10 protein-coding genes are annotated in these 17711 nt (G+C 69.7%); 3 read left to right on the forward strand and 7 right to left on the reverse strand.

The annotated features are described in order from the left end of the window. Positions 1-47 precede the first annotated feature (47 nt). The 7 genes from pelG to QOL82_RS15150 all read right to left on the reverse strand — a co-directional run bounded on the left by pelG (position 48) and on the right by QOL82_RS15150 (position 12997). Entirely contained in the window at positions 48-1418 is a 1371-nt protein-coding gene (gene pelG, locus QOL82_RS15120; protein WP_283443121.1) for an exopolysaccharide Pel transporter PelG, read from the reverse strand. Between the two features lies 1 nt (position 1419). Then, a complete protein-coding gene (pelF, locus tag QOL82_RS15125) occupies positions 1420-3027 on the reverse strand; it encodes a GT4 family glycosyltransferase PelF (RefSeq protein ID WP_283443122.1) in 1608 nt (535 codons plus the stop codon). Between the two features lie 144 nt (positions 3028-3171). Next, positions 3172-4164 (reverse strand): hypothetical protein, encoded by a 993-nt coding sequence (locus QOL82_RS15130; protein ID WP_283443123.1) that lies wholly within the window; start codon positions 4162-4164, stop codon positions 3172-3174. Beyond that, on the reverse strand, positions 4154-5620 hold the full coding sequence (locus tag QOL82_RS15135; RefSeq protein WP_283443124.1) for a PelD GGDEF domain-containing protein: 1467 nt from the start codon (positions 5618-5620) through the stop codon (positions 4154-4156). The genes QOL82_RS15130 and QOL82_RS15135 overlap by 11 nt, the downstream gene beginning before the upstream one ends. An 8-nt stretch (positions 5621-5628) precedes the next feature. Beyond that, positions 5629-6168, reverse strand: a complete 540-nt coding sequence (locus QOL82_RS15140) for a penicillin-binding protein activator LpoB (protein WP_283443125.1) — start codon at positions 6166-6168, stop codon at positions 5629-5631. A 48-nt stretch (positions 6169-6216) separates the two neighbouring features. Further along, positions 6217-10188 carry a tetratricopeptide repeat protein gene (locus QOL82_RS15145; RefSeq protein ID WP_283443126.1) on the reverse strand — a complete coding sequence of 1324 codons (3972 nt, stop codon included), beginning with the start codon at positions 10186-10188 and terminating at the stop codon, positions 6217-6219. Continuing rightward, on the reverse strand, positions 10121-12997 hold the full coding sequence (locus QOL82_RS15150) for a bifunctional glycoside hydrolase/polysaccharide deacetylase family protein (protein WP_283443127.1): 2877 nt from the start codon (positions 12995-12997) through the stop codon (positions 10121-10123). Before QOL82_RS15150 ends, QOL82_RS15145 begins: the two co-directional genes overlap by 68 nt. Positions 12998-13418: 421 nt before the next feature. Here QOL82_RS15150 and QOL82_RS15155 point away from each other — a divergent pair, with 421 nt between their 5' ends. The 3 genes from QOL82_RS15155 (at position 13419) to glgB (ending at position 17689) form a co-directional block, all read left to right on the forward strand. Continuing rightward, entirely contained in the window at positions 13419-13658 is a 240-nt protein-coding gene (locus QOL82_RS15155) for a hypothetical protein (protein WP_283443128.1), read from the forward strand. A gap of 151 nt (positions 13659-13809) precedes the next feature. After that, complete coding sequence (gene glgA / locus QOL82_RS15160) at positions 13810-15366, forward strand: glycogen synthase GlgA (protein WP_283443129.1); 1557 nt, start codon at positions 13810-13812, stop codon at positions 15364-15366. A 46-nt stretch (positions 15367-15412) separates the two neighbouring features. After that, positions 15413-17689, forward strand: coding sequence for a 1,4-alpha-glucan branching protein GlgB (glgB, locus tag QOL82_RS15165; RefSeq protein ID WP_283443130.1), 2277 nt, complete (start codon positions 15413-15415; stop codon positions 17687-17689). Positions 17690-17711: the final 22 nt, after the last annotated feature.

A 17711-nucleotide genomic window follows, 5' to 3' on the forward strand; every position in this document is an offset into this window, starting at 1 on the left:
ACGGCCCGGTGTGCCGTGCCCGGAATCCGGCGGGCGTCAGGATGGATTCACTGCATCATGAAAGTCTGGTATTCCAGCCGCTCCATGGTCCGCCCCAGCATCACGAATCCCGCCAGCACCACCGCCAGCAGCGCCAGCGCGAAGCCGTAGCCGTAGAAGGCCGGCCCCATCAGGATCGAGAGCTGGGTCAGCGCCACGTTGAGCAGCACGAACGAGCCTGTCAGCGCCAGCACGATGCGGCGCTTGTCGAGGTAGAAGAAGACGTTGAGCACGCCCAGCAGCACCACCTGCAGGCTGGCGGCGATGACGTCGATATAGAGCAGCGGCAGGTAGAGCGTGGAAATGCCCATCCAGGCCAGGATGCGCTCGCCCAGCACGAACACCGCGAGCGACGCGAGCGCCTGTATCTTGACGATCTCGAAGATGCCCAGGCGTATGGTCTCGACCATGCTGTTCCTGTGCTCCTCGATGATTTCCAGCGAGCCACCCGAGCGCACCGCGTTGTAGAACGCGTCGTAGTACTCGACGAAGTCGGTCTCCATGCGCACCAGAAAGATCGCCATGCCGGGAATGATGGACAGGTAGGCCAGGAACACCGGCAGGTCGTAGATGACCGATGCACGCAGCGGCCCGATGATGGCCTGGCTGGTGTCGGCGGTGAACCAGAAAATGAACTTGTCGACCCAGACGCCGAGGTTGTAGAACAGGCCGATCGCGCACAGCGACGGATAGAACATCCTGCGGTCGAAGAACTCGAAGGAGATGAAGCGCTGCGCCGGGAAGTTGCGCAGGATGAGGGCCATCATGCCGGTCAGGATCAACGCCTGGCCCATCACGAAGCCGGCCATCAGGCCTTCGAGATTCAGGAAGCGCAGCGCCAGCGCGGCCGCCACCGTGGCGGCGTAACCGACCAGGTACAGCAGCACGATGGCGCGGTACTGCTTCATGCCGGACAGGAAGATGGTGGCGATCCACACATTGCTCATCAGGACGAAGGCGGCCAGCAGCAGCAGCCGGTACATCACGCTCTGCTGCGGGAACAGGAACAGCGCGGACAGCACCCCCAGCACGCCGCCGACCGCCGTGACGGCCAGCGCCACCGCATGGAAATTCGGCAGCACCGTGGCATCGTTCTTCTCGAACAGCCGGTCCGCGGCGAAGCGGGTGAAGGACAGCTGGAACGGGCCGGTGAAGATCAGCGACACCGCGATCACGTAGGTCACCGACACCTGGAACTGCGTGACCAGCAGGTCGGGCACCACCATCGAATAGCTCAGTATGCCGATGATCAGGATGCCGACGATGGACAGTATCCACGGGCCGGAACTGATGACGGCCGCATACGAATAGGCCTGCATCAGCGACAGCAGGTTGTCGCGCTTCAGGATCTTGCGCAGCTCGAAACCGATGCCGGCCATGTCAGCGCGGCCTCATGCAGCGCGGCGCGGCATCCTGCCCACGGGCCGCGTCGGGCGCCTGCAGCGCCTCGTCGTACAGCTGCCTGTATTGATTGAACATCAGGTCCTCGGTGTAATAGCGTTCGACGCGGCGGATGCCGGCCTGCTGGGCCGCGTGCCAGCGTTCATGGTCGGCCAGCAGCGCCACCGCGGCCTCGGCCAGCGCCTGCGGCTCGGCGATGCCGACCACGGCCCCGGCCGCGCCCAGCGCGCTGTCCTCGCCTTCCATGCCGTGGATCAGCTGGCGGCAGGAGCCGACATCGGTGGACACCGCCGGCACGCCGGCGGCAAAGCCTTCCAGAAGCACCAGCGGCAGCGCCTCGCTGATGGACGACAGCACCACCAGCCCCACCTGCGGCAGCAGCGCGCCGATCTGCTGGAAGCCGAGGAAGCGCACCTTGTCGCGCAGGCCCAGGCTGTCGACCAGGTTCATGCATTCGCGCGCATAGTCCGGGTCCTCGTCGGCCGGACCGGCGATCCAGCCCTCGGCTTCGGGCATCAGGCTGACCACCGAGCGCATCGCGCGGATGAAGGTCTTCACGTCCTTGATCGGCACCACGCGGCCGATCAGGCACAGCACCGGCGGCGGATTCTGCGGCCGCAGCGCGCGCAATGGCGCCAGCCGCGCCAGGTTGACGCCGTTGGGGATGTTGCGGGTGCGCGCCGCCGGAGCGCCGTCGCGCAGCTGCCGCTGGCGGTTGGATTCGTAGAGCGCGGTGATCTGGTCGGCGCTGTCGTAGCAGAGCATGCCCAGCGCCTCGAAGAAGCGTATCCACAGGTCGCGGAAATAGGACAGCTGCGACGCATCCTTCTCGAACACGCCGCGGTTGTCGGCGATCCACTCGCTCTGGAACAGGTCGATCTTGCGTTCCTTGGTATAGATGCCGTGCTCCGACAGCAGCAGCGGACGGCCGCTGCGCAGCTTCATCATCGCGCCCAGCAGGCCGGCGTAGCCGGTCGACACCGTGTGATAGCAGCGCGCCGGGATCATGGTCTCGGCGATCCGCGACAGCACCCAGATCGGCGCATGCATGATGCGCACGGTCCAGAAGTAATCGACGAAGGACGGGTCGGTGCAGAAGCTGCGGTACTGGTCGGTGATGTACTGCCAGGAGGTCTCGCTGTGCAGGAAGGCGGCCTCGTCCAGCGGCTGGCGGTCGGCCAGCAGCGGCAGCAGCGCCGCCATGCCGGCGGACAGGCTTTCGTTGTCGGGCCGGCTGCGGTGCGGCGTGCGCAGCGCCTGGTGCAGCTCGGCCATCTGTGTGAAGGCGGCGGCGTCGCCGCGCTGCTTCCTGCGCGCCGGCTTCGCCGCTTTGGCCTCGTGCAGGTAATGGTCTTCGAAATGCACCACGTTGTCCGGCAGCGCGTAGCGCGCGCCGTCGTAGTCGCTGCGGCGGCTGCCGATGAAGCAGATGCCGAAGCGGATCTCCGGGAAGGCGCGGATGATCTGGTTGACCCAGCTCGACACGCCGCCGCTGACGAAGGGAAAGGTGCCTTCGAGCAGCAGCATCACGTCGCAGTCGGCGGCGCGGCGGCGCAGGGTCGGGTCGGTTTGCTCGGTACGGTTCATCGGTCAGCCACGCAATTGTGCGGGGCGCGGCGGGCGAGCGCGCCGCGCCCCTGGTCAAGGTCGGTCCGGCATGCAGGCATGCGGGCCCGCAGCCGGCGCAACGCGCCGCACCGGCCGCGCAGGAAGGTTTTCACGGTATCCAGTTCATTTCTCCCAGTACCCGCGCATCGCCCGGACTGCCGGCAATGTCGAGGTCGCCTGCAATTCGCCGAACAGCCGCCGCACGTCGCCGTAGCGGCGCTGCAGGAAACGCAGCTCCGCGATATACGGCAGCAGCCGCTCGCGCGCGAAGCCGGTTCGGTGCGCCTGCTCCAGCGCATGCGCGGCAGCGTCCACGTCGGCCGCCTGCAGCTCCAGCCTGGCCAGCATGAACCACAGCCCGGCGTCGCTGGCGTCATGGCGCTGGGCGTCGCGGACATGCAGCCTGACCTGCTCGCCGGCGAAGCGGCGCATGTCGCCCTGCACCAGGTCCTGGTAGATCAGTTCGTAGTACAGCTCGGCGATGCGCTTGTGGCCCGCGTAGCGTTCGCCCTCGTCGGCATTGCCGGCGCCGAGCAGGCGCTGGTTTTCCTGGATGCGCTGCATGATCTGCTTTTCCTTGCCATCCAAAATACCGTAGGCCAGCAGGCGCATGTCGTCCGCCGGGTCCGACAGCAGCTTGCGCAGCAGCGCGCCGGTCGCATGCGCCGGCGTGTCCTGCAGCGCCACCAGCGCCTTGAGCCGCTGGTCCAGCGGCGCCGCCTGATTGGCCAGCTGCGCCCGCACCTGGCCGCCGCGAAAGCCGGTGCCCTCATGGTTGCGATGGGTAGTGAAGCGCGGCGGCACGACGCTGGCGTAATCATGGCCGCGCGACAGCCGGGGCAGCCAGATGCCCAGCGCGAAAGCCACCAGCGTGCAGGACATGCCCAGCACCGGCATGAAGAAGTTATAGGCGAACAGGAAGGCCAGCACCCATGCGCGCGGCTCGGCGTAGCGGCGCGGCAGCAGCAGCCGGATCGCCAGCGCGATCAGCACGCTGGCCGCGCCATGCATCGCGAGGAAGCCCAGCAGCACCGACATGCTCTGGCTTTGCCTGAGCAGCAGCGCCAGCGCCGCCGCTTCCAGCCCGAACGCCGAGAAGGAAAGCTTATAGAGCACAGCGTTCCACCAGCCGCTTCAGGCTTTGCGCCGGCGCGGTCTCGTCCAGCTGCTCGATATGCAGCACCACGTGGCCCGACAGGAAGTCGACCCCGTGCTGCGACATGATGGCCGACTCGATGCGGCGCAGGTAGCCCTCGACCGCGGCCGTGCCGGCCAGCGGCAGCAGCGTCAGGATGGCCTTGTGCCGCGGCGTGGCAAGCTCCCATGCGATGTCGACGCCGCGCCGGGTGCGCCGCACCTGCTCGTAGATATCCAGCGCGACATCGCTGCGCTCGAACACCAGCGCCACCAGCGCCGACTCGATGCCGACCTCGGCGCGGATGCGGTGCAGCCGCACCAGGTCCAGCGCCATCTCGGGCGGGCAGTCCGGCACCGCGGTGGTGACTTCGCGTGCGACCGACGCGGCCTGCACGCCGTCGGCGTAATAGCCGATCAGCACCGACAGCAGCTTCAGCAGGTCGTCGTTGAGCGCGAAGAACGGCAGCTTCTCGACCACCAGCAGGCCGACCGCCGGGCCGCGCGACGGCATCAGCGGCGCGCAGATCAGGTAGCGGCTGCTGTCGCGCGCCTCCTGCGGCGCGACGTCGCCCTGCACGTGCACGAGGCCGCCCTGCTCCAGGCTGTAGCGCAGCAGCGGGTCCTGCAGGTCCAGCGGCCCGGGCGTGCCCAGCGCCGCATGCGGGGCCGCCAGCGGCAGGCCGCGCGCGTCCAGCCCATGGACCGCGGCAATCTCGAGCTGGCAGCTCTGGCCCAGCAGCTTGATGAATTCATCCACGCCGGCCAGCCGGCCGTGGCCGTCGAGGCCGCTGGCGTCTGACGCGCCGCGCAGCCGCTGCAGCGTCTCGCGCAGCGTCAGCGGCTTGGCCAGCAGGTCCTGCTCCAGCCGCTCGTGCGACAGGCGCAGCAGGAAGTGGTTCTTGGTCAGCGTGTTGAGGCGTTCGTCCAGGTAGGCATTGACCGCGCGCAGGCGCCGGCTGCGGGCGTTCCAGACATCCGAGAACTGGCCGCAGACCAGCACCAGCGCCAGCCCGCCCAGGAAATACTGCTCGGGAAAGCTGCGCACCGGGTCCACGGCATTGGTGAACATGTTGGCCAGCGCGAACCAGCCGACCAGCATCATCAGCGTGGCGATGATGCCGATGCCGGTGCCGTAGCGCATGGCCAGCAGCGCCGGCGCCAGCCACAGCCACGGAAACTGCGCATGCAGGCCGAACGGGTCGGACGGGTCCAGCCACACGCCGCAGGCAAGGGCCGCGGCGCAGATCAGGCCCGCTTCCAGCACCGCCCAGGCCCAGTTCGACGTCGCATGCAGCGTGGCGCCGAGCGCCGTGCCGACGAACGCATCTGCCAGCGGCCTGGCCTGCTGCGCGCGCACGCCGCCGCGCGGGAACAGGCGGCGCAGCAGGGTGCGGGCGCGCGCGGGCCGGCGCTTCAGCGGAAGCAGGGTCGACATGGCCGGTCTCAGGAAGCGCTGGCCTGGCCGGCGGCCGGGACGATGGGCGCGAGCAGCCGGCGCATCAGCTTCTGCGCGACCGCCGACAGCGCCTCGCGGCTCCAGCCGGTGGCGCCGCCGGTGGAGGCCCACAGCACGTCGCCGCTGGCGACATCGATCAGCTGCAGCGTGATGCCGGCGGCCGGTTCGCCATCGACGCCGACCTTGTAGCGCCATTCATCAACGCTGCCGGTCAGCGCATAGCGCACGCCGGCGCCGCGGGCCCAGGCCAGCGCGGCGTCGGCCTGCTTGCGGTCCATCGGCTCGAACAGGGTCTCGGTGGCGACGCTGGCCGGATAGCGCTTGAGCCTGGTCGCGCCCTGGCTGCGCAGCAGGTTCTCGGCGATGGCTTCGGCGCGCAGGCCGGCCTGCGGCGTCTCGGTATGGTTGGCAAAGGGCAGCACCGCCCACTGCGCGTTCGGCGCGAGCACGGGCGCGCGGCCCACGTCGACGGTGGAGCAGCCGGCCAGCAGCGCCAGGAGGGTCAGGAGTAGGGTCAGGAGTCGCATCGGTGTCAGGCTCGCAAGGTGATGGAAGTTGAATGAAGGGTTCGTGGTTCAGTAATAAAGGTGGTAATCGAGGCCAAGCTCGCGGCTGCCCTGCTCGGCCGACGGATTGCCGCTGACGCGCTGCCAGCGCATGCGCAGCACGTCGCCGCCGAGCACGCTGCCGGCAACGCCGGCGCGCAGCTGGCGGCCGGCGCCGGTGACGCTGTTGTGCGTCAGGCCGATCTCGCCATACGGCCGCCAGGCGCGGTGATATCCGTTCTCGGCGCTGGTGCCGGCGCCCAGCAGCAGGCCCCAGGTCTGCGACCCTTCCGGCAGGAGCCGGGTTATCGCGGGGTCGGCGCCGGCGGGCAGCAGGCCGGCCAGCCGCGCATCCTGCCCGTCCGGGCTGAAGCGGTTGCCCATCACGAAGCCGCGCAGCGTCAGGTCCGGGTATTCCAGCCGCAGCCGGGTGCCGAGTTCGACCCGCCAGGTCGCGCCGCTGCCCAGCCCGGCGCCGCCCTGCGCGCGGTAGCGCCGCCAGCCGATGTCGATGCGGCCGTACTCGCGGGTGCTGAATGCATAGGTCGCATTCAGGTCCAGCCCGCTCTGCATGCCGCCCACGCGCAGCAGCACCGAGTCGGTGCTGACCTGGTTGACGCCTGCCGCCATGCCGATGCGCAGGTCGCGCGCCGGCGCGATCTCCATTTCAAGCTTCAGGCCGTTGCTGCCGGCCAGCGCCTCGCGCCGCTGCAGCGTAGCCGTCAGGATGCCGTTGTCGAGCCGGCGGCTGACGGCCAGCGCCAGCACGCGGTCGCTGCGCGGCACCGCGGACAGCAGCGCTTCGTCGTCGCTGTGCTGGCGGCGTTCCGACAGCGTGGCCGACATCTTCAGCCCGGCGCCCAGCGCGACGCTGCCGCGCAGCACGGTGTCGGTGGCGACCAGTGGCGATTCGCGCACGCTGGCGACGCTGGCCTGCAGCGGCGCCGGATCGGCCGTGCCCAGGCTGACCACGCGCTGGTGCAGCGCCTCGTCCTGCGGCAGCCGCGCAAGCTGGTCGAAGGCCAGCGTCTGCGCCAGCGCCGGGCGGCCGGCGCGCTCTGCCGCATCGACCCGGTCGACCATCGGCAGCCAGTCCGGCATGTCGTCGAGCAGCGCGTTCAGGCGGTCGCGGTCGCCGCCCTGCAGCATCAGCGACAGCTCGCCCCACAAGGGCCGCGCCAGCTGGCCGGCATAGCGGCTGGCCATCCAGGCGCGCGCCAGGTCGCTGGCGTCATTGTTCAGTGCATAGGCCAGCGCCACTTCGCGCGCGCTGGCCGAGAGCCGGGCGTCATCGCGCGGGCCGGCCTGCGTGAACAGGTCCTGCGGCCCCGCCGGCGTTCCCGGCGCAGCCGCCGCGGCGCCTGCCGGCGCGGCCTGGTCCGCGGCCAGCAGCTGCAGCAGCTCGCGGCCGTCGCGCGCCGGCTGCGGCGCATCTGCCGGGCCGGACTGCGCCGCAGCCGGCTCCGGCTGGCCGGTGCGCAGCAGCGCCTGCATGATGCGCCACGCCGCCTCGCCGCCGGTGAAGGCCGGCGCCAGCGCCGCCAGCCGTTCGCGCATCGCCGCGTACTGCGCCGGCTGCAGCTGGGCCAGCAGCGCCGGCTTGCGCAGTTCGGTCCAGACATGGCGGCGGATGCGCCAGGCCTGCTCGGGCTGGCTGTTGGCGTCCAGGCATTCGGCATAGCTCATCAGCCACAGGTAGTCCTGCTTCTTGATGCCGGACTTGCGGAACCAGCGCAGCGCTTCGTCCTGCCGGTTCAGGCTCATCAGCGCGGCCGCATACGGGTCCCACAGCGCCTCGTTGTCGTTGGCGTCGGCGGCCCATTGCCGCAGGCTGTCCTTCAGCGCGCCGGTGTCGCGCAGCGCCAGCATCACCCAGATTAGCGACGCCCTGGCCTCGATGCTGGCCGGGTCGATCTGCAGCACCGCGCGCAGGTCGCGGCGGGCGCCGGCCAGGTCTTCGCCGAGCTGCGCCAGGCTGGCGCGCAGCAGCAGGAAGCCGGTGCGCCCTTCCAGCGCGCGGCGCTGCGCGCCGTCGAGCCGGGCCAGCAGGCCGCGGGCGGCCGCATGGTCGCCCAGCTGCAGGTAGATGCCCAGCGCTTCCTCGGCCAGCGCCGGGCTGCCGTTGCGCTGGAAGGCATAGAGCGCCAGCGCGGCGGCTTCGCGCGGCCGTTCGGCGCGCCATACCGCGGCCAGGTTGGCGAGGTCGGCGTCGGACTGCGCATTGGCCGCCAGCAGCGCGCGGTAGCCGCGCTCGGCGCCGGCGTCGTCCTGCAGCAGGCGCGCAAGCTCGGCATAGTTGCGCCAGTAGAGCACGTCGTCCGGCGCGGCCGCGCCGCGCGCCGCTTCCAGCGCGTCGTAAGCGAAGCGGAATGCGCCCTGGCGATAATGGAAGTCGGCGATCTTCAGCGCATACGCGGTGCGCGGCCCGTTCTCGCGCTGCAGCTGCAGCGTCGTGGCCAGCGCGTCGGCATCCTGCCCTGCCCGCTCCTGTATGCCGGCCAGCAGTTCGAGTTCGCGTATCCGCCCGGCGCCTTGCGCCAGGCCGCGCTGCGCCAGCCGTCCCTTCAGCAGCGCGATGGCCTCGCCCGGCGCGCCGGACGCTTCATGCAGCGCCAGCAGCCGGTTCAGCCATTGCTGGCTGCCGGGCGCGGCCGCGAGCTTGTGCTCCAGCGCCAGCCGCAATACAGCCTGGTCGACCAGGCTGTCGGACAGGCGCAGGGTGGCGTCCCATGCGGCCTCGCTGCCGGTCATCTGCGCATAGGCCAGCCACTGCGCCAGCGCATCCTGCGGCGCGCCGGCCCACTCGCTGACCTCGGCCAGCCGCTTGCGCCAGGCGGTGGACTGCGGCTGCTGCTGCACTGCCGACTGGGCGACGCGGCGGGCGTCGGTCAGGTTGCGGTTGGCGAGGAAGATCTGGTAGCCCATGCTGTAGGCCTCCTCGTCGAACGGCAGCGCCGGGCCGCCCGCCGGCACGGCCGCGCTGGCAAGCTCGACCCGCATGCCGGCCAGGTAGACCGGCGGCGCGTACTGCGGACGGGTCCATGCCGCCAGCCGCCGGTCCTCGTGCGCCTGCCAGCGCTCCAGCAGCGACAGCTCGAGGAAACGCTTGGCGTAGCGCTCGGCGACATCGGGCCGGTTCGCGGCCTGCGCCAGCCGGGCCAGGAACTTCAGCAGCGCGATGTCGCGCCCGAACGGGCCGATGCGCTTTTCGGCAGCGCCCAGCGCCTCGTTCATCAGGCCGCCGGACTGCAGCGTGCGCAGGCCTTCGATGAAGTAGGCGCGCTGCGCGTCGCGGCTGGCGCTGCGGTCCATCGCGATGAACAGCAGCGCGGCGCTGAGCCGGTACTCCCCGAGGCCCAGCGCGCCGCGCGCGGCTTCCGCATAGCGCTCGGCGGCCAATTGGCCGGGGGCGGCAGGCAGGCGCCGGAACGCGGCCAGGGCCACGTCGGACGCGTCGACGCCCAAAGCGCGCGCGCCCAGCAGGTCGAGCTGGTGCGCCGACAGCCGCTTCTGCTGCATCAGCTCGCGCAGCTTGTCCCGCAGCTGCGCGAGCAGCATGTCCCGCGCCGGCGAGCGCATGTCCGCCGCGAAGAATTCCTGCTCGGCCAGCATCAGCCTGATCCAGCCGGCCTCGGCCATGAAGGCCGGGTCGCGGGCCGCCTGCGGCGCATCCATCAGCTTCCTGGCGCCGGCATAGTCGCCCTGCGTCACCAGCTTCCTGATCAGCTGCAGCCGCAGGCCGCTGTCGCCGGGGTCGGCCTTCAGGAAGACTTTCAGGTATTCGATGGTCAGCGACGTGTCGGCGCGGCCGGCCGCGCTGTCGGCGGCCGTCAGCCGCTGTTCCAGCGTGCGGTGCGGATAGACGAGCAGCAGCCCCAGGCTCAGCGCGAGCCCGAATCCAACCACCGTCCATGGCGAGAACAGACGCTGCCGCTCAAGCGGCGCATCGAACGCGTGCCAGGTACCGTGTCGTTTGAAGGGAGCTGGGGGAACCGAATTCATAGTAGCTGGTGTTATTCATCCTTTTGTCGGAGGGCGCTTGCGCGGTGGTGGTAAAGCGTCCGGCGCCGGGCCGCACCGGCGTCACCGGCTTGCCGTCGATGGAAAGGCTGCAGGCCGCCGGCGAGGCCAGCGCCAGCAGGCCCAGGCCGGCGCCGTTGACGGTGAGCGTGAACTGCAGCTCGCCGGGACCGCGCCGCAATTCGCTGATGGCGCCGTTGGCCTCGGCCACGTAGACCTGCGGTGCGGCGCCGGCAGCCGCCGGCCCGATCCTGGCTTGCGCGCCGGACAGCGTCAAGTAGGTCGCGGCCGGCCCCGGCGTGAAGCCGGCGATGCCCTCGCCCAGGCCCGGCAGCGGCGCCGCCGCCGGCAGCCGCAGCGTGCGTAGGTCGGCGCCGGTGCGCACCACCAGTTCGCCGGTGGCATGGTCGCGGGCGATGGTGGCGGACTCGAAGTCCATCACCTTGCGGATGTACTGGGAGCCGAACACGCGGGTGGTCGGCTGCGCGACGGCCCACTGGTAGATCCGGTGCAGCGCGGCGATGGATGCCGGCTTGCTGGCCGAGTACACGTGGTAATAGATGTCGATGGGCTTGAAGCGGTGCGGCGCGCCGGTCAGTTCGAAGGTCTCGATGACCCGCTCGAAGCCGTAGAACGGGCCGGTCCAGTCATTGGTATAGACGTTCTCGTTCTGGTGCGGCGCATAGACCTGGTACCAGCCGCCCTTGCGTATGCCCTGCGACGCGATCTCGGTCCAGGAATTGCGGCTGCGGGTGATCGTGGTGTCGCCGCCGTTCAGGTTCAGGTAGCCGTGGCGTGCGGTCTCCGCGATCGCCGCGGCCGGCGGCACGCAGTCGCCGCTCCACAGGAAGACGGACGCGGTCTTGCCGGCCGGGAGCAGCCCATTGATATACGCCATCGAGCCCTGCACCTCGCGCGTCAGGTCCAGCGTGTAGCCGGGCAGCTTCAGGCGGTTGGCCGGGCCGGTGTCCTTCATGGCCGCGGCCCAGTTGAACGGGTGCGAATACGAATGGCTGGCCGCCTCCACCTGCGGCTGCGCATAGATGCGGCGGGCGATCGCCTCCAGCGCCGCCGATGCCTGCGGGTACAGGCCGGAGGCCGACAGCTCGCCCTCGATCACCGACACCGTGCTGGGCAGGCGGTAGCGGTCGATGAACTGCTTCTCCATGATTTCCGATGCATACGGCGTGCCGGGCACCTCGGCGCGGGACGCGAAGCCGTCGCCGTCGACATGGACCATCAGCATGCGCCGGCCGCCCTCGGTGGTGACGTCCGGCACCGGCAGCGCGGGCAGCGCCAGCGCCTCGCGCAGGAAGGCGAGCGGCTGCACCACCCAGTGCTGAAAGTCGGCGCCGGGCACTTCCTGGATCGCGAACGGCGCCAGCACATAGCCGCCCCAGGCGGTGATGGCGGCGGCGTCGTAGCTGTTGCCGCGGCTGTCGGCCAGGCGCAGCAGGCTGCGCGCCGGCGCGCCGTCGGCGAGGCGCAGCGGCGACAGCGCGCTGCGGTCGGGCAGCGGTTCGGCCTCGAAGCCGACCAGGCCGCTGTCGCGCGACTGTATCTGCAGCCGCCCCGGCGCGGGCGGCGGCTGCATCTGCAGGCCGAGCGGCTGCAGCAGCGCCTGGTCGGGCGTGAAGCCCAGCGCATTGAACATGGCCACCCGCACGCCCTCGGCCGCGCGCCGCGCCAGCCACGGCCCCAGCGCCGGATGCCGCTCGCCGCTGCGCATCCAGCTGACGACGCCGGCATAGCGGCCGGCCAGCACGCCTTCCGGCAGCGGCGTCGTCGCCAGGTCGAGCAGTTCGTAGCGCAGGCCCAGGTGGTTCAGCTGTATGCCGAGGAAACGCTGGCCCTCGCTGAGGTGCAGGTCGTTGCCGGCGCCGTTGACCAGCACCAGCACGGTGCGCGGCAGCAGCTCCAGCGTGCCGACGCCGAGCGAACCCAGCCCGCCGTCGGCGACCCACGGGATGAAGCCGTCGGCGCGGATGCGGGCCGCGGTCGCGCGCGCCAGTTCGCGCGCGCCCGGCGCGGCCGGGTCGACGTAATCGATGGCGATGGCCGGCAGGTGGTAACGGTCGCGCGCCTCGCGCAGCCGGTCGGACAGCCAGTCGCGGTCCGCCTGCGGCACCGGCCGGTACGCATTCGCCGCCGCGTCATAGCCCTGGTACAGCGATTCGGCCGCGACCGCGCTGACCAGCGGCGCGACCTGCGGCAGCAACTCGAAGCCGCGATTGAGCATCAGCTTGCCGTCGGGGTAGCGGCGCTTGAATTCCCTGAGGATGGCGACCATCGCCGCCTGCTGGGCGCGGCGGGCGTCGTCGGTGTCGGCGAACAACTGGTAGGAATCGAGCGTGTCGAGGAAAAAGCCGCGCCAGCCGCGCTGCCATAACGGCGCGATGACGGTGTCGAGGAAAAACGCCTGCCAGCCGGGCGCGGCCTGGTCGATCACCCGGCTGCCCCAGGCGGCGTTGCTGCCGCGCAGGCTGCCCGCCGGCAGGCTGGCGTAGTAGGACCGGGTCGGGTGGACCTCGCCCAGCGACACATAGGCATACAGCTCGTGCGCGCCGTCCGCCGGCGCGCGCGCATGCGCCCTCGGGTCCGGCACGAAGTCCGGCTCCACTACCGCGATGTCGAATGCCTTCAGGTCTGCCAGCGGCGGCTGCGCACCGTAGTAGAAGGCGACGCTGGGCGGCCGGGGCCGGGGCTGGGGCTGTGAATGAGCCAGTCCCGGCAGGCAGCCCAGCATCACCACGAAGGTCTGCCAGAGGCGGTTAAGAAAAAAGTTAGGCAATCGCACGATCCATCCGGACGCCGCAGGCGACAAGCCCCCGGCAGAAAACCTGTACGGCACGGCGGAAAACGACCTGAAAACCGCATGCCGTGTAGCAATTTTGTTAATCGAACGCATTAAACGTTAACCGAACGGATTATGAAGGCAGCAGGGAAATTGCGACAGCGAAATTTCCACTGATCAATTATTTTGGGCGTCGAGGATGTTGTTTTGACGTCTGACCGACCTCTTGTCCCGGTGCGACTGAAGCCATCCGTCGCCAGGGGATTACACTGCCCGCCATGCCGCCTGCTGCGGGAATGACATCGGCGCGTTCGGCAGCGGCGCAGGAACAGATGCCGGCGCGAGTCTTGCTTCCTACCATCGCGGCCGCGCAGCCGTGGCGGCCGCCTCGATCAACCATCACCATGGAAAACACCCGATGACCAAGACAATCCCGCCCCTGCGCTCCGTTGCCGCCGTTTCCGTCTGCACCACGATGGCGCTGCTGGCCGGCCCCGCATTCGCGCATGACGGCCCGCACCAGATGACCTACCTGCAAAGCCTGCTGCATGAACTGTCCCATGCCGGCAGCCTGGCCGCCGCGCTGGCGGTCGCGGTGCCGCTCGCGTTCGCCGCCTGGGGCATGCAGCGACGGCGGGCTGCGCGGGCCAAACTGTAGGATAAATCCCACAGCCGTATGCGATTGCCGCCGATACTGAATTTGCAACATTCCCGTTAGAGTTGCGACTCTGTCCAGCGTGTGACTGATAGTCGTAGCCATCCGGTCGAAAACAGCGCGGGCCATACTTAAACAGTACAAGGGGAGTTAAATGGGGAGAGCGCGCGTATTGCTCGTGGCGTCGGAAGCGGTGCCACTGGTGAAGACCGGCGGTTTGGCGGATGTAATCACGGCGCTGGCCGCCGTGCTCGTGGAGCATGGCGTGGACGCAACCATCCTGATGCCTGCCTATCCCGCCGCCGTCGAACGCGCGGCTGGCCTGCGCCAGATCGGCCAGATTTTCGATGATCTCCCCGGCGGCTCCGGCCGCCTCCTGCTGGGCTGCATGCCGGGCCAGCAAGTCCAGGTGCCGGTGCTGCTGCTCGACACCGAGCGCTTCGCCCGCCGCAGCGGCGACCCCTACGTCAACGACGACGGCAATGAATACGACGACAACGCGCTCGCCTTCGGCGACCTGGCCGAGGTTGCCGCGCGCATCTGCGCCGGCCGGACCATGGTGCCGGCGCCGCACGTGGTGCATGCGAACGACTGGCACACCGGCCTGGTGCCGCTGCTGCTGCGGGTCCGCGGCATCACCGGCGTCGGCTCGGCGCTGACCATACACAACCTGGCCTTCCAGGGCAATGTCGACATGTGCCTGGCGGGCCAGCTGGGCGTGCCGGGCCACATGCTAGATGCCGACGGCGTCGAGTTCTGGGGCAGGCTCAGCTTCATGAAGGCCGGCATCCTGTGCGCCGACCGCATCACCGCGGTCAGCGACACCTATGCGGCCGAGATCCTGACGCCGCGCTTCGGCCACGGCTTGGACGGCCTGCTCGACAGCCGCCGCGACGCGCTGCTGGCCATACCGAACGGCGTCGACACCGACGCCTGGAACCCGTCCCGCGACCCGTTGATCGCGCGCCAGTTCAGCCTGGCCGACATGACCGGCAAGGCCGCCTGCAAGCGCGACCTGCAAAAGCAGTTCGGCCTGCCGGTGGAGCCGTTCGCGCCGCTGGTGGCGCTGGGCAGCCGCATCACCCACCAGAAGATGGCCGACGTCGCGCTCGACGCGCTGCCGCGCCTGCTGGACCAGCATCCCCGGATGCAGGTGGCGGTGCTGGGCCGCGGCGACCATGGCTACGAGGCGCGCTTCAGGCAGCTCGCCGCCGACTACCCGGACCGGGTCGCGGTGCATGTCGGCTACGATGAAAAGCTGGCGCACGCGCTGCATGCCGGCGCCGACATGCTGCTGCACGGCACCCGCTTCGAGCCGTTCGGCCTGACCCCTATCTACGCGATGTTGTACGGCACGATACCGGTGGCCTCGCGCGTCGGCGGCCTGTGCGACACGGTGGCGGATGTCGGCAGCGCCGACGCGCCGGACGAGTCGGCAAGCGGCGTGCTGTTCGACGGCGAAAGCGCCGACGACATGGTCGCGGCGATGGCGCGGGCGCTGGCGCTGTATGGCCAGACCAAGCACTGGCAGCGGCTGCAGCGCAATGCGATGCAGGCCGATTTTTCATGGTACGGACCGGCGCGCAAATACCTGCGCATGTACGCCGACATCGCGCCCGAAAGCGCCCGCGCGCTGTTCAGGAGCACACTGCTGCCGCGCCCGTCGGCCAGCGGCGACAAGGCCGCGGCCGCTTCCTACAAGCGGGCCTGACTCTCCATGCACGGCGCTGAACGCAAACAGACAACTCGAGGAATTCATGCAGCAAGAAACTGAACAGGAACGCCGCGCCATCGTGTCGGCCGGCGAAGGCCAGATCCCCACGCACCTGATCGACGCGCTCGCCGAAGGCCGGGCGCAAGACCCGTTCAGCCTGCTCGGCCCGCACATGGCCGGCCGCAGGCTGCAGATCAGGACCTGGCAGCCGGGCGCGCAGCGGGTGCATGTCATCGGCCTGCGCGGCGGCATGCTGGGCGAACTGGCCAGGATCGACGAGCGCGGCATGTTTGCCGGCACGCCGGCGCGGATGCGGCCCGGCCAGGCCTACCGGCTGCGCATCACCTGGAACGACGCCGAAGGCCGCGAGACCATCTACGAGACCGAAGACCCGTACAGCTTCGGCCTGCTGCTGGACGACCATGAGCTGGGCCTGCTGTCGGGCGGCGTGCATTACCGCCTCGGCCGCTGCCTGGGCGCGCAGCCGATGACCATCAACGGCGTGGCCGGCACCCGTTTCGCGGTGTGGGCGCCGACCGCGCAGCGGGTCTCGGTGGTCGGCGACTTCAACCTGTGGGACGGCCGCCGGCATCCGATGCGGCTGCGCCACGAAGCCGGCATCTGGGAACTGTTCATCCCGCGCATCACCGTCGGCGAGCGCTACAAGTATGAGCTGCTGTCGGCCAGCGGGCAACTGCTGCCGCAGAAGGCCGACCCGGTCGCCCGCGCCACCGAAGTGCCGCCGTCGACCTCGTCCATCGTGGCCCCGGTCCAGGTCCATGTCTGGCAGGACGAGGCATGGATGGCCGCGCGCCCCAGCCGCGAGACGCCCAATGCGCCGATCTCGATCTATGAAATGCATGCCGGCTCCTGGCAGCGCGAGGCCAGCGACTCCAACCGCAGCCTGACCTGGGACGAGCTGGGCGACCGGCTGATCCCCTATGTCACCGACCTCGGCTTCACCCACGTGCAGATGCTGCCCGTGATGGAGCACCCGTTCGGCGGCTCCTGGGGCTACCAGCCGCTGGCGCAGTTCGCGCCGACCGCGCGCTTCGGCCCGCCCGAGGCGTTCGCCCGCTTCGTCGACCGCTGCCATGCGGCCGGCCTGGGCGTGCTGCTGGACTGGGTGCCGGCGCATTTCCCGTCCGACGCCCACGGCATCGCCCGCTTCGACGGCACCGCGCAGTACGAGCATGAAGACCCGCGCGAAGGCTTCCACCACGACTGGAACACGCTGATCTACAACTTCGGCCGCAACGAGGTGCGCGACTTCCTGATTTCCGGCGCGCTCGAATGGCTGGAGGAGTATCACATCGACGGCCTGCGGGTCGACGCGGTGGCGTCCATGCTGTACCGCGACTACAGCCGCAAGCACGGCGAATGGGTGCCGAACATCCATGGCGGCCGAGAGAACCTGGAAGCGGTCGCCTTCCTGCGTGAACTGAACCGGGTCGTCGCCGAGCGCTGCCCGGGCGCCCTGATGATCGCCGAGGAATCGACGTCCTGGCCCGGCGTGACCGCGCCGCTCGACCAGGGCGGCCTGGGCTTTGCCTACAAGTGGAACATGGGCTGGATGCATGACACGCTGGAATACATCGAGCGCGATTCGCTGTTCCGCCGCTACCACCACGGCGAACTGATGCACAGCATCAGCTATGCGTGGAGCGAGCGCTACGTGCTGCCGGTGTCGCATGACGAGGTGGTCTACGGCAAGCACTCGCTGCTGGGCAAGATGCCCGGCGACGAATGGCAGAAGCGCGCCAACCTGCGCGCCTACCTCGGCTTCATGTGGACCCATCCGGGCAAGAAGCTGCTGTTCATGGGCAGCGAGCTCGGCCAGTGGGAGGAATGGGACCATGACGGCACGCTGCCCTGGCACCTGCTGGACGACGAACGCCATCTCGGCATCCACACGCTGGTGCGCGACCTGAACCACGTGTATGCGGCCGAGCCGTCGATGCACAGCGCCGACGCCGACCCGCGCGGCTTCGCCTGGGTGGTGCAGGACGACTTCGACAACAGCGTCTACGCCTACCTGCGCCGGGGCGACGCCGCGGTCGGCGACGAGCCGCTGCTGGTGGTGCTGAACATGACGCCCGTGGTGCGCCACGACTACCGCGTGGGCGTGCCCGGCGTCGAAGGCCTGGGCATGTCTGCCTGGCGCACGATATTGAACACCGACGCCGCCGTCTACGGCGGCAGCAACGTCGGCAATCCGGAAACACTGATCGCGCAGGACCATCCCAGCCACGGCTATTCCCAGTCGCTGTCGATGACCCTGCCACCCCTATCCGCAATGATACTGAAAAGGAGTACTTGACTATGGCGCTTGCCAGGACCCC

The sequence above is a fragment of the Noviherbaspirillum suwonense genome, from assembly GCF_900182955.1.
Classification (GTDB): domain Bacteria; phylum Pseudomonadota; class Gammaproteobacteria; order Burkholderiales; family Burkholderiaceae_D; genus Noviherbaspirillum_A; species Noviherbaspirillum_A suwonense.

Bases quoted from the DNA above. Each gene is read 5' to 3' on its own strand.
- pelG (WP_283443121.1), bottom strand. From the start codon at position 1,418: ATGGCCGGCATCGGTTTCGAGCTGCGCAAGATCCTGAAGCGCGACAAC.
- pelF (WP_283443122.1), bottom strand. From the start codon at position 3,027: ATGAACCGTACCGAGCAAACCGACCCGACCCTGCGCCGCCGCGCCGCC.
- QOL82_RS15135 (WP_283443124.1), bottom strand. From the start codon at position 5,620: ATGTCGACCCTGCTTCCGCTGAAGCGCCGGCCCGCGCGCGCCCGCACC.
- QOL82_RS15140 (WP_283443125.1), bottom strand. From the start codon at position 6,168: ATGCGACTCCTGACCCTACTCCTGACCCTCCTGGCGCTGCTGGCCGGC.
- QOL82_RS15145 (WP_283443126.1), bottom strand. From the start codon at position 10,188: ATGAATTCGGTTCCCCCAGCTCCCTTCAAACGACACGGTACCTGGCAC.
- QOL82_RS15155 (WP_283443128.1), top strand. From the start codon at position 13,419: ATGACCAAGACAATCCCGCCCCTGCGCTCCGTTGCCGCCGTTTCCGTC.
- glgA (WP_283443129.1), top strand. From the start codon at position 13,810: ATGGGGAGAGCGCGCGTATTGCTCGTGGCGTCGGAAGCGGTGCCACTG.
- glgB (WP_283443130.1), top strand. From the start codon at position 15,413: ATGCAGCAAGAAACTGAACAGGAACGCCGCGCCATCGTGTCGGCCGGC.